A 13,164-nucleotide genomic window follows, 5' to 3' on the forward strand; every position below is an offset into this window, starting at 1 on the left:
ACTAATACGTAACAGTATATAGAATTGGGTGAATGATGTTGGGCGAGAAAACAGTCAGTAAAAAGAATATTATTGCATTATCATCAGTGCCTCTAATCATGACGCTTGGGAACTCGATGCTAATACCCGTATTACCAGAGATAGAAAAGAAACTCTCAATCACTTCCTTTCAAGTGTCACTCATTATTACGGTATACTCCGTTGTGGCGATTTTGTGTATTCCGATTGCCGGTTATTTATCTGACCGAATTGGGCGGAAAAAGGTGCTTTTGCCTTGTCTTTTAATCGCAGGGCTTGGAGGAGCTGTTGCAGCTGTTGCCTCAACCATCATGAAAGAACCGTACATGTGGATTCTATTTGGCAGGGTCCTTCAAGGAGTTGGCTCAGCCGGGGCAGCACCTGTCGTTATGCCGTTTATTGGCGATTTGTTTCACGATGATGAAGAGGTAAGTGCGGGACTTGGAGCAATTGAAACTTCTAATACAGCTGGAAAGGTACTCAGTCCTATTATTGGGGCACTTCTCGCTTCTTGGTTTTGGTTTGTGCCGTTTTGGTTCATTCCATTCTTTTCAATCATCAGTTTTGTGATGGTTCTGTTTATGGTTGAATCCGCAAAGAAAGAGGAAGATCCGCCTACATTTAAAGAGTTTTTAAAATCAACAAAGACGATTTTTAAACATGAGGGACGCTGGCTTTATGCCATTTTTGCTATTGGTGGTTTTATTATGTTTCTTCTTTTTGGCGTGCTCTTTTATTTATCAGATAACCTAGAGGCAGCGTATCAAATAACGGGTGTCAAAAAAGGCTTGCTGCTAAGTATCCCGCTCCTTTTCTTATCAATCAGCTCGTATATTGCGGGGAAAACAATCGGGAAAGAAAAGGGGAAAATGAGGATATTTCTCATCGTTGGTATGGCTCTTTTATCACTTTCGTATATATTTTTATGGTGGAATCACAGTTTTTACGTGTTGTTTGTCTGCTTAAGTATTGGCGGCGTAGGGATTGGCATTGTGCTTCCAGCACTTGATGCGTTGATAACAGAAGGGATTGAAAAAGAGCAGTGCGGAACCATTACGTCATTTTATAGCAGCATGCGTTTTATCGGTGTTGCTTTAGGACCTCCAATTTACGCATTTCTTATGGATAAAGGAGACGCCATCGTTTTTATTCTATCGACCATATGTAGTCTCATTTCATTATTTTTGGTCCTCTTTTTCATCCAGCCAGATGAAAAGGATGAAAGTGAACAATTGAAAACGGTTTAAACATAGAAAAAAGACGGTATTTTGCCATCTTTTTTCTTTTTTATAAATTGACATGTAAAATTTTGATAGTTAAACTAATGTATAGTAATATCTTTTAAATTATCCCAAATAGGAGGTGTTCAAAAACATTCATTTTCTGTCTTTGTTTTAAGGCAGAAATTGAGCTCGTGGCTGATGATGGATATGCGTTTCTTCAACACGAAAGGACAATTGAATAGGTCATCCTGCCATTAGCACGTTGAAGGAGACGAAGTCAGCACTTCAGACACGCTCAAAAACAGCAAATTGATTGATGAACTAGAAGGAGCTTGAAGCAGCTATGTTGCAAATAATTAAAGCAAGATGGATTGTATTAATGGTGTGGATGATAACAGCTGTGATTCTGTTTATTACTGCGCCCGATTTAGAGGAATTAACAAGAGAAAAAGGGCAGTTAAAGGTTCCAGAGGGGACACCAACAGCTGAGGCACTTCACTTATTGGATAAGCTTTCAGATCATAATGGGAAAAAAGATACTGGTGTGATTGTATTCTCCGAACAACATTTGTTCCCTGCCAAAGAGCAGGAATTAAAAAAGGCTTTAGCTGCACTCATGACACATGCCCCAGAACTCCACATTGACGGAATTACTTCGTATTTTCATGTAGATCGTGACATTCAAAAACAACTTTTATCAAAGGATAAAAGTACACTTCTTGTTCCATTCAAATTCGACCACTACGAAACAAAAGCTGTGAAGGTTAAAGAACGAATTGAGGAAGTTTTAAAGCCCTACAACGTCTCATATGAAATGACAGGTCAAAAATTTGTGGACTCAGATGTCATTAAAAGCTCTCAACAAGGTCTGAAGAAAACTGAACTTATCACGATGATTTTTATTTTCTTTATTTTAATAATTGTATTCAGATCGATACTGGCACCTGTTGTTCCGCTTATTACGATTGGCATTTCTTATGCTGTCAGCCGGTGTATTGTGGCTTTTCTCGTAGAATATACACCATTTCCTATTTCTAATTTCACTCAGATTTTTATGGTAGCTATTATGTTCGGTATAGGAACGGATTATTGTATATTACTTTTAAGCCGTTTTAAAGAGGAGATTGGTCAGGGGCGTGATGTCAAAGAATCGATTATCATCACGTATCAATGTGCAGGGAAAACAGTCTTTTTCAGCGGCTTAGCTGTGTTAGTCGGCTTCTCAAGTATTGGTTTCGCAAAATTCCAATTGTACCAATCAGCCGTCAGCGTTGCCGTAGGCGTTGGCATTCTGCTCATTGCACTTGTCACAATCGTTCCCTTTTTTATGTCGGTTTTCGGAAAATCCCTTTTTTGGCCGTCTAAAAGAGAAAACATTCGTCATCCACAAAGTAAGATTTGGGAATGGGCTGGGCGCTTTTCATTTAAAAGACCGCTCATCAGCTTAGGTGTAGTTGCACTCATCACTGTTCCTCCGATTCTGATGTATGACGGCACTCTTTCTTATAATAGTTTAAATGAGATTGGGACAAAGTATGAGTCAGTGTCTGCATTTAATACGATATCTGAGCAATTTGGCTTTGGTGAAGCGCTGCCGCTGAATGTGCTTGTCGAAAGTGACAATGAGCTCGATAATCAAGAAAAGATTGTCATGATTGAAAAACTGACCCGTAAGTTAAATGACATTGAGGAAGTGAAAGCGGTTCGCAGTGTCACTCGCCCAGTCGGAGACGGGTTAAGTCAGCTCTACGTTACCTCTCAAGCGAAAGAGCTGGGAGGAGAGCTCGGGAAAGGTCACGAGGGCATCGGGAAAATTACAGATGGCTTGACCGAAACAAACTTAGCGCTTCTCAAACAAAAACCAAAAATTGAAGAATCCGCTAAAGGGATTGATCAATTGATTGATGGGACAAAAGCCATCAAAGGCGGTATCGGAGAAGTGAGGAAATCACTCATTTCTTTAGAGGATGGTGTGAGGCGCAGTAAAGAGGGCGTAGGAACCATTCGCACTGAAATCAAACAAGCGAAAAAAGAATTAGAGCAAGAATACCGCAGAAGTGAAACCATGATTCAAGATCTTGAACGAGTCGTAAGCACACTGGAAGGTCACGCAACATCAAATGAGCAGCTGATGACAACGATTAAAAAAGTGAAACAATCCTATGAAAACGTATCATTTGAAGGGCTTGAAAACCGGCTTCCAGAAATCAAAGACATGAATGAATATAAAGAAATCAAAAAAGTATTCAAAGACACAAAAGGAATGCTCGATCAAGCTGGAGAGCAAATGAGTGTCTATGAAGAGGAAGCATCTGCCTTTAAACAAAAGATCAAGAAAGCAGATCAAGTCATTCAAACGTTCTCAAGCAAGCAAAAAGAAATCAAACAACAAGTAAAGGCGCTGATGACAGGTCTAGATCAAATTTATGATGGTCTTGATGAAACGAATAAAGGCCAAAAACAGCTCATCAAAGAAATGCCTAAAATTGAAGATGGCGCAGATCAGCTGACAGATGGCCAAAAAGCCGTGAAAAAAGGGTTTAACCAGCTATCATCTAAACTATCACTATTAACAGATGGATTAGATGAAAGTATTTCCGGACTTGAGCAAGTAAAAAGCGGCTTTACCGAGGCAGACAGCTACTTAAAACAGCTTCAGGAAGCACCAGATGAAGAAGTAACGGGCTGGTTTATACCAGAAGAAGTATTGAAACGCCATGAGTTTAAGAAAATATTTAATACGTATATGTCCCCAGATCGCAAATTAACAACCTTTGAAGTAATTTTAAATGTAAATCCATACAGCAATGAAGCAATGAAAGGTGTAGCAAAAATCGAAGAAACCCTTGATCAATATTTACCTGTAAGTGGTTTGAAAAATGCCAATTACGGTGTATCTGGTATCTCCAGTTTAAATGTTGACTTAAAAGAAACGTCAGACGGTGACTTTATCAGAACGGTTATTTTCATGTTAATTGGTATCTTTATTATTTTAGTTTTATTACTAAGGTCAATCGTCATGCCAATATACTTAACACTTTCACTCATATTAACGTATTTTACATCCATTGGCTTAACAGAATGGATTTTCAAAACATTCTTTGGCTACGATGGTGTCAGCTGGGCTGTTCCATTTTTCAGCTTTGTGATCCTTGTGACCCTCGGCATTGATTATTCGATCTTCCTGATGGATCGTTTTAATGAATGGAAGGGAGAGCATGTTCAAGCATCCATGATATCAGCGATGAGAAATATGGGGTCCGTCATTATTTCAGCAGTTGCTATTTTAGCGGGTACTTTTGCTGCGATGCTGCCCTCGGGTGTATTGTCATTAGTTGAAATTGCAACGGTCGTACTCATTGGACTTTTATTATATGCTTTTGTTGTTCTACCACTCTTTATCCCGGTCATGGTTCGCATCTTTGGAAAATGGAATTGGTGGCCGTTTAGAATGAAATAACAACCTGCGTCTCTGCTTTTAGCAGAGGCGTTTTTATTTCCTATCCTTTCCTCTGATTGATATAATGACTATTAAATGGCTGTTTCACGTATATATCAGCTATGTTCTAATACATAATAAATAGGATGAACAAAGGAGGTTTCTCATGACGTACTTACAAGAGAAGACATTTGATACACCTGGTCTTCATACTCATATTGTCAAAACAGAAAAATTTAAAACCGTGACGATCCTTTTTAAAATGCTTGCGCCTTTATCCAAAGATGACGTCACCATGCGTTCCCTTTTCCCGCATGTGCTTTTAAGAGGAACAGAAAAAATGCCGAAAACGGGAGAGCTTCGTGCTTATTTCGACGAGCTCTATGGGGCGACCGTTTCCGCAGACATGGCGAAAAAAGGTGAAAATCACATCATTACCTTCCGTCTAGAAATGGCGAATGAAAAATATTTAAAGGATCAAACCCCTTTACTAGAAAAAGGGATTGCCTTACTTTCTGAACTATTATTCCACCCGTACGTGGAAAACGGATTATTTCATGAATTGTACGTTGAGCAAGAAAAACGAACATTGAAACAGCGCATTCAAGCCGTTTATGATGACAAAATGCGCTATTCAAACTTAAGACTTGTACAGGAAATGTGTAAAGGTGAGCCATATGCACTGCACGTTAATGGTGAAATGGAAGACGTCGAAGCGATTACGGCAGAAGCGCTCTTTAAAGCATACGAACATGCACTTAAGTCCAACCAGCTGGATCTCTATGTTGTGGGAGACGTTGATGAACAAGACATCAATCGAATGGTCTCGCAATACTTTAAAACAAGTGAAAGAGAGCCAGTCAAACAAAATACCGAATCATCAAGATCACAAATAGAGCCAAAAGAAGTCATTGATGAAGAGGACGTAAAACAAGGAAAGCTGAACATTGGCTTTCGCACACATACAACGATAGCAGATGAAGATTATCCGGCGCTGCATTTATTTAATGGCATATTCGGCGGCTTCTCTCATTCAAAGCTATTTATCAATGTGCGGGAAAAAGCAAGTCTTGCGTACTATGCTGTCTCTAGACTTGAGAGCTTTAAAGGTTTGATGATGGTCATGTCAGGAATTGAAGTCGGCAACTATCAGCAGGCAGTAGACATCATCAAAGAACAATTTGATGCCATGCAAAAAGGCGATTTTTCTGATGAAGCAATTGAACAGACAAAGGCTGTCGTCAAAAATCAGCTACTCGAAACCATTGATACGTCTTATGGAACAGCGGAATACTTATATCAGCATGCCGTCGTGCCAACAGGGGAGAGCCTCGATTCCTTTTTAGAAGCGTTAGACAGAGTGACAAAAGAGGACATCATCAAAGTGGGTCAAAAAATCGAATGGGATACGACCTATTTTCTTAAAGGAACGGAGGGTGCTTCATGACAGTGAAAACAATTCAATTCGACCAGCTGCAAGAAACGGTCTATCACGAAAAAATGGAGAGCGGACTTGACGTCTATGTACTGCCAAAGCAAGGGTTTAACAAAACCTATGCAACCTTTACAACAAAATACGGCTCTGTCGACAATGAATTTGTGCCGCTTGGCAAAGAAGACATGATCCGAGTGCCTGATGGAATTGCCCATTTCTTAGAGCACAAGCTGTTTGAAAAAGAAGATGGAGATGTGTTTCATACATTTAGTAAACAAGGAGCATCCGCAAATGCTTTTACGACATTTACGAGAACAGCTTACTTATTCTCAAGCACCTCAAATGTCGAACAAAACCTTGAGACACTCATTGATTTTGTGCAAGAACCTTATTTTACTGAAAAAACAGTCGAAAAAGAAAAGGGCATCATTGGTCAAGAGATTAACATGTATGATGACAATCCCGACTGGCGTTTATTCTTCGGTTTGATTGAAAATCTATATCAAGAGCATCCTGTGAGAATTGATATAGCTGGAACAGTAGAAAGCATCGCTCCGATTACAAAAGATCATTTGTATGAATGCTATGAAACGTTCTATCACCCAAGCAATATGCTTCTATTTGTTGTCGGTCCCGTTGATCCGAAGCAAATATTAGATCAAGTTCGAGCGAATCAGGCGAAAAAGCCATTTACAGACCAGCCAGAGATCAAACGAAAAGACATCAATGAGCCTGAAGGTGTGTACCGAAAAGAATACGAACTTCCAATGAACGTACAAGGCTCAAAATGTATGTTTGGATTAAAAACAAAGAATCCTCATAAAAAAGGCAATGAACTGTTAAAACATGAGCTCGGAATGAATCTCATTTTAGAGACGCTGTTTGGTAAAAGCTCCTTACAATATGAACAGATGTATGAAAAAGGCTTAATTGATGAGACCTTCAGCTACGATTATACGGAAGAAGGCGGTTTTGGCTTCACTTCAGTTGGTGGAGATACAAATGACCCTGATCAACTCGCAGATGAATTAAAAGAAACGCTTCTTCAAGCAAAAAGCCTGATCACAGAAGAAAAGATTGAACTTGCTCGCAAGAAAAAAATTGGCAGCTTTTTAAAAGCAATGAACTCCCCGGAGTACATCGCCAATCAATTCACTCGATACGCATTCTTAGAAATGAGCTTATTTGATGTCGTGCCAGTACTGGAGCAAATCCAATTAACAGATATTCAGCAAATCTTAGACGAAGAAATTGATGAAGAAAGAATGTCAGTTTTTAAAGTCGTACCGAAAGCAAAATAAATGAAAAAAAGACAAACTCAACGTATAAGAGTTTGTCTTTTTTGTGTCCAGCTAAAGAAAGCGCTTTATATGCGAAGATATTGTTTGACAATTGTTTGAGGATTTAGTTAAACTCTTTAATAGTTAAACAATCAAACTAAAGGAGCAGCAAATGGTACAAAATAAAATTGCCCAGCTCATCCAGAGATATGCGGACGTCTATCTCATGATGGAGAAAAAAGTATCGAGTATGATCACGGAAAAGCTCGATAAAGAACTGACACTTGATCAATATTACTCGCTTCGATACATCAATTTACACCCAGGATGTACATCAACAGACCTTGCCATCGAATGTAATGTCAACAAAAGTGCTGTGACATCCATGACCAATCGTCTTTTTAATAAAGATTATATTTATCGAGAGCATGATCAAGCTGATCGAAGAAACGTTCATCTTTATGTGACACCCGAAGGAAAAGAAGTGGTCAGCCGAATGGAAAAGCAGCTTCAGGATCTTGTTCGGTCATATTTAGAAAAATTTGATGAAAAAGAAATAGAATCATTTATTCAAACATATGAAAAGATTTATCAAATTATCATCGAAGAGGAGGCACAACATAGTAATGAGAGCAATCATAAAGGGTAGATGGCTGATCACGATCCTTTGGGTCGTACTAGCGGCTGTATTATTAATCACCGCTCCTAATATGGCGCAATTAACAAAAGAAAAAGGGCAGATTTCTGTTCCAGATGGTTATCCCTCTTCCTACGCCGATCAATTATTAAAGAACATGTCTGAAAATGGGGATACGGAAAAATCGATCGTCATTGTCTTTCAAGGAAAGGATATCGTCAAAGAAAGAGAAGCCTCTTTAAAGAAAGCGATGGAGATTTTAGAAAAGGATCAAGATCTCCATGTTGAAGACATCACTTCTTATTTTGATGCAAACAAAGATATCAAAAAACAGATGCTCTCTAAAGATCAAACAACACTTCTTGTTCCAGTTACATACGACTCGAACAAAATCAAAGCATCCGATTTTAAAGAAAGAGTCAATGAAAAGCTTAAGAGCCTGAACCTGAAATTTGAAATGACAGGGCAGCCGCTAATCGACGATGATGTCATCACAAGCTCACAAGAAGGTCTGAAAAAAACAGAATTCATTACAATAGGGTTTATTTTAATTGTTCTTGTGCTTGTCTTTAGATCCGCAGTGGCACCGTTCGTTCCTTTAGTGGCTGTGGCGCTTTCCTATTTGGTCAGCCAATCCATTGTGGCTTACCTAGTAAAGTATGTTGATTTTCCGCTCTCGACCTTTACCCAAATTTTTATGGTCGCCATCATGTTTGGGATTGGAACCGACTACTGCATCCTGTTGCTAAGCCGGTTTAAAGAAGAACTATCTCACGGAAAAGATAAGATTGAGGCGATTATTACAACATATAAGACGGCAGGTAAAACCGTTTTATTCAGCGGAATTGCTGTCCTCATTGGTTTTACGTGTATCGGTTTAGCCCAATTCCAACTGTATAAATCAGCTGTCGCCGTGGCGGTTGGTGTCGCCGTGTTAATTGTGGCACTGCTCACTGTCGTTCCATTCTTTATGGCGGTTTTAGGAAAAGTGTTATTTTGGCCAATCAAAGGCGATATTGCCCACCCGCAATCGAAAATGTGGGAAACAGCCGGTCGTTTTTCATTTAAGAAACCATTTCTCAGCTTGCTAATCGTTGCAATTATTACCCTTCCAGCGATTCTTATGTATAAAGGAACACTTTCATATAACAACCTAGACGAAATCGGCAATAAATACGAATCCGTCAATGCATTTAATACGATCTCTGACAAATTTGGACCAGGTGAAGCCCTTCCAGCAACCGTTGTCGTGAAATCATCCGATCTTTTAGACAATAACGAAGGTCTGATTGCTGTTGAAAAACTCAGTCGTGCGATTGAACAAACAGATGGCGTGAGTAAAGTAAGAAGTGCGACACGCCCTGTTGGAAAAGGACTGAATGATCTGTACGTGAAATCTCAAGCCAAAGAGCTAAATAGCGGGCTTGATAAAAGTAACGAAGGGTTGAAAAAGATCCAAGATGCTCTTACAACCATGAGTAAATCAATCGAGGATCAAACACCACAAATTAAATCATCTGGAAAAGGCATTAACAAATTGATTTCTGGAACCGAATCCGTAAAATCAGGTATTCAAAACGTCGAAAAATCGATGAGAGAACTGCAAACCTATATCGATCAAAACAAAAAAGGTGTTTCTGAAATTAAAGAAAGAATAAAGGGTGCGAAAAAAGAATTAACAGATCAAGTCGCACAAGTGAATCAGCAAGTGGCACTGTATAAAAGCATTTCCAAAGAATTAAAAGCAGCATTGGCACAAGTCGATACGTCATCCTCTGCCGCAGCGGATGTGAAAGCTTTGATCAGTCAAGCGAATAAACAGTTTAGTACACTTGAGCAGCAAATTCCGCAAGTGAAAGAAAACCAATCATATCAAGCCATCAAAGCTTCATATAAGGAACTTTCTACTACCTTGCAAGAAGGAGCCAAACAGGCTGACAGCTATGCAAAACAAGCAAAAGAAGCAAAAAAACAGCTTGAAGCAGCAGATGCTTTTATCGCAAAAGCTTCAGAGCAGCAAAAAGTGTTTACAAATCAAATTGATGAGCTGATTGCTGGCTTAGAAGCCATTGAAAACGGGCTAGATCAAACGTCTAAAGGCCAAGGGCAGTTAGCTGATAGTATGCCTAAACTTGCAAATGGAGCCGGCGACATCATTAATGGTCAAAAACAAATGAAAGAAAAAATTGGCGGCTTTGGTGACGATCTGACCAAGCTGACAGATGGTCTAAACAAAAGTGTCGACGGACTTGAGAAAATTTCAAACGGCTTAATGGGTGCAGGAGACTACTTAGATGAACTGAAAAACGCACCAGATCAAGACATGGCCGGTTGGTTTATTCCAAAAGATGTCCTGAAAAACAAAGCTTTCAAGCAAGTGTTCGATTCCTATATGTCTGATGACCGCAAGATGACAAAGATTGACGTCATCTTAGAAGACAATCCATATGGAAACGACGCCATGAAAACGATTAAACAAGTAGAGGCTTCCGTCAAACGTGCACTTCCTGAAACAAACTTAAAAGATGTTTCATTTGGCGTATCTGGTGTATCAAGTATGAACGCTGATTTAAAACAGCTGTCAGACCAAGACTTCAATAAGACGGTTTTTTACATGATGATCGGTATTTTCTTAATACTAGTGATTCTCTTCCGTTCTCTCGTGATGCCGCTTTACTTAGTTGGATCGCTGATTTTAACGTACTTTACCGCTATTGGTGTAACAGAATTTATTTTCACCCATTTCTTCGGATATCCGGGCATCAACTGGGCTGTTCCATTCTTTGGCTTTGTCATCTTAATGGCACTAGGAGTCGATTATTCGATTTTCTTAATGGAACGGTTCAATGAATACAAAACGAAAGACATTCAGTTTGCCATGACTGAATCAATGAAAAATATGGGATCTGTTATTATGTCTGCTGCCGTCATTTTGGCAGGAACATTTGCAGCGATGCTGCCATCAGGTGTATTGTCACTCCTACAGATTGCAACACTTGTTCTCACAGGGCTTTTATTGTATGCACTCGTTGTGCTACCATTGTTCGTACCTGTGATGGTCAAATTGTTCGGATCAGCGAATTGGTTCCCATTTAAACGAAAAGAATAAGGATTCCATAAAGAAAGTAGGAACAAAGTATGAGTCGTTGGGCACTGATTACTGGTGCCAGTGGCGGAATTGGGCAGGCGACAGCCAAAAAGCTTGCCCAAGAAGGCTGCCATCTGATGCTCCATTATCATCAAAATGAACAAGCGGCTAGTCGTCTTTCCGCTGATCTCAAAGAAACATATCAAGTAGAAACGCACGTCGTTCAAGCTGATTTAGCGAAAACAGGCGGAGCAGCAGAGCTTGTCAGCCGCCTGCCGCTTGATCCAGATATTCTTGTTTTAAATAGCGGAAAGAGTCATGTTGGTTTAGTGACAGATACTGAAAAAGAAATTTTAGCCAGCATGGTGCAGCTTCATGTGACAAGTCCATATGAGCTTACCCAATCTATTTTGCCTGCCATGATCCAAAAAAAGTCAGGTCGTATTATTGCAGTTAGCTCGATATGGGGTGAAACGGGTGCCTCGTGTGAAGTACTGTATAGTATGGTCAAGGGTGCTCAAAATGCTTTCATTAAAGGGCTTGCCAAAGAGCTTGCCCCAAGTGGAATTAGAGCAAATGCAGTCTCACCAGGTGCTGTTCAAACTGATATGATGAAAAGCTTCACACAAGAAGACCTTGCGATGATGGAAGAGGAGATTCCGCTCGGCCGTCTTGCCGCACCTGAAGAGATAGCCGATGTCATTTGGTTTCTCGCCTCAAAGCAGTCAAGTTATATGACAGGTCAAATTTTATCCGTTAATGGCGGCTGGTACTGTTAAAAACGTGTATAATTCGTCACTCCATGACAAAAGCTATGGCTGTAATTCATCTTTTCGAATGGAGGAATCGACATGTCAGTACTTGAGAACTGGGACCATTGGAAAAACTTTTTAGGAGACCGTTTAAATCATGCGCAGGATAAAGGCTTAAAAGATGATACTATCAATAACCTTGCGTATGAAATTGGCGGATACCTGGCTAATGAAGTTGAAGCAAAGAATGAGCAAGAAAGAGTACTTGCTGACCTTTGGAGCGTCGCATCAGAAGATGAGCAGCGCGCAATTGCCAATATGATGGTCAAACTGGTTGAAAATAATAGCTCGCACTAAACAAAAAGAGGGGTCGTTTGTGCCTCTCTTTTTATTTTAACTGTTTCACAACATTGTGCTTTCTAAAAATGTGAAAATGCTTTATGATAAAGGAAGGTAAAAATTTGCCACAATGAAGGGGGTAATATCATTTGGCAAAGCTCGAATGGTATTTTGAATATGAGATACAGGTGAACCGTCCCGGACTTTTAGGAGACATTTCTTCTTTAATGGGGATGCTTTCAATTAATATTGTGACAATTAATGGTGTTGATGTATCAAGACGCGGCATGCTTCTTCGATGTGACCACACAGAACAAATTAAGCGGCTTGAATCAATTTTAAATACAATGGAAACGATAAAAGTAACGAAACTAAGACAGCCAAAACTTCGTGACCGTTTAGCTGTTCGTCATGGAAGATACATTCAGCGTGATGCGGATGACAAAAAGACGTTCCGTTTTGAAAGGGACGAGCTGGGTCTACTTGTTGATTTTATGGCTGAATTATTTAAAAAAGAAGGACATAAATTGATTGGAATTCGCGGAATGCCGCGGGTTGGAAAAACAGAATCAATTGTTGCTTCAAGTGTATGTGCAAGTAAGAGATGGCTGTTTGTATCGTCTACTCTTTTGAAACAGACCATTCGCAGTCAGCTGATTGCAGATGAATACAGCCCAGATAACGTCTTTATTATTGATGGGATTGTGTCGACAAGAAGAGGTTCTGAAAAGCACTTGCAGCTTTTAAGAGAAATTATGAGACTGCCTGCTACAAAGGTTGTAGAGCATCCAGATATCTTTATTCAAAATTCAGAATATACAATGGATGATTTCGACTACATCATTGAATTGCGTAATAGTGCAGACGAAGAAATTACATACGAGCACGCTGAAGAACCACAAGTGTTTGATCATTCTGGTTTTTCTGGCTTCGATTTTTAATATGGTAATGGT

General features: G+C 39.6%; 9 protein-coding genes. All 9 read left to right on the forward strand.

The genetic code is table 11. The features are described 5' to 3' along the window. Positions 1 to 35: 35 nt before the first annotated feature. Complete coding sequence (locus tag NSQ64_RS09245) at positions 36 to 1,265, forward strand: MFS transporter (RefSeq protein WP_227820623.1); 1,230 nt, start codon at positions 36 to 38, stop codon at positions 1,263 to 1,265. A 319-nt stretch (positions 1,266 to 1,584) separates the two neighbouring features. After that, on the forward strand, positions 1,585 to 4,701 hold the full coding sequence (locus NSQ64_RS09250) for an MMPL family transporter (protein ID WP_100325014.1): 3,117 nt from the start codon (positions 1,585 to 1,587) through the stop codon (positions 4,699 to 4,701). A 145-nt stretch (positions 4,702 to 4,846) separates the two neighbouring features. Further along, positions 4,847 to 6,127: an EF-P 5-aminopentanol modification-associated protein YfmF gene (yfmF, locus tag NSQ64_RS09255; protein ID WP_268382645.1), complete on the forward strand. Its 1,281-nt coding sequence runs from the start codon at positions 4,847 to 4,849 to the stop codon at positions 6,125 to 6,127. Next, positions 6,124 to 7,416 carry an EF-P 5-aminopentanol modification-associated protein YfmH gene (gene yfmH, locus NSQ64_RS09260; protein WP_024720379.1) on the forward strand — a complete coding sequence of 431 codons (1,293 nt, stop codon included), beginning with the start codon at positions 6,124 to 6,126 and terminating at the stop codon, positions 7,414 to 7,416. The genes yfmF and yfmH overlap by 4 nt, the downstream gene beginning before the upstream one ends. Positions 7,417 to 7,567: 151 nt before the next feature. Further along, positions 7,568 to 8,044, forward strand: coding sequence for a MarR family winged helix-turn-helix transcriptional regulator (locus tag NSQ64_RS09265; protein WP_024720380.1), 477 nt, complete (start codon positions 7,568 to 7,570; stop codon positions 8,042 to 8,044). Then, positions 8,022 to 11,141, forward strand: coding sequence for an MMPL family transporter (locus NSQ64_RS09270; RefSeq protein WP_341016093.1), 3,120 nt, complete (start codon positions 8,022 to 8,024; stop codon positions 11,139 to 11,141). Before NSQ64_RS09265 ends, NSQ64_RS09270 begins: the two co-directional genes overlap by 23 nt. A 29-nt stretch (positions 11,142 to 11,170) precedes the next feature. Continuing rightward, complete coding sequence (gene ymfI / locus NSQ64_RS09275; protein WP_341016094.1) at positions 11,171 to 11,899, forward strand: elongation factor P 5-aminopentanone reductase; 729 nt, start codon at positions 11,171 to 11,173, stop codon at positions 11,897 to 11,899. A 72-nt stretch (positions 11,900 to 11,971) separates the two neighbouring features. Then, positions 11,972 to 12,229, forward strand: coding sequence for a DUF3243 domain-containing protein (locus NSQ64_RS09280; protein WP_003211590.1), 258 nt, complete (start codon positions 11,972 to 11,974; stop codon positions 12,227 to 12,229). A gap of 131 nt (positions 12,230 to 12,360) precedes the next feature. Beyond that, positions 12,361 to 13,152 carry a DUF3388 domain-containing protein gene (locus tag NSQ64_RS09285; RefSeq protein WP_039166619.1) on the forward strand — a complete coding sequence of 264 codons (792 nt, stop codon included), beginning with the start codon at positions 12,361 to 12,363 and terminating at the stop codon, positions 13,150 to 13,152. Positions 13,153 to 13,164: the final 12 nt, after the last annotated feature.

It is taken from the genome of Bacillus sp. FSL W8-0183 (assembly GCF_038006825.1).
GTDB lineage: Bacteria > Bacillota > Bacilli > Bacillales > Bacillaceae > Bacillus > Bacillus altitudinis.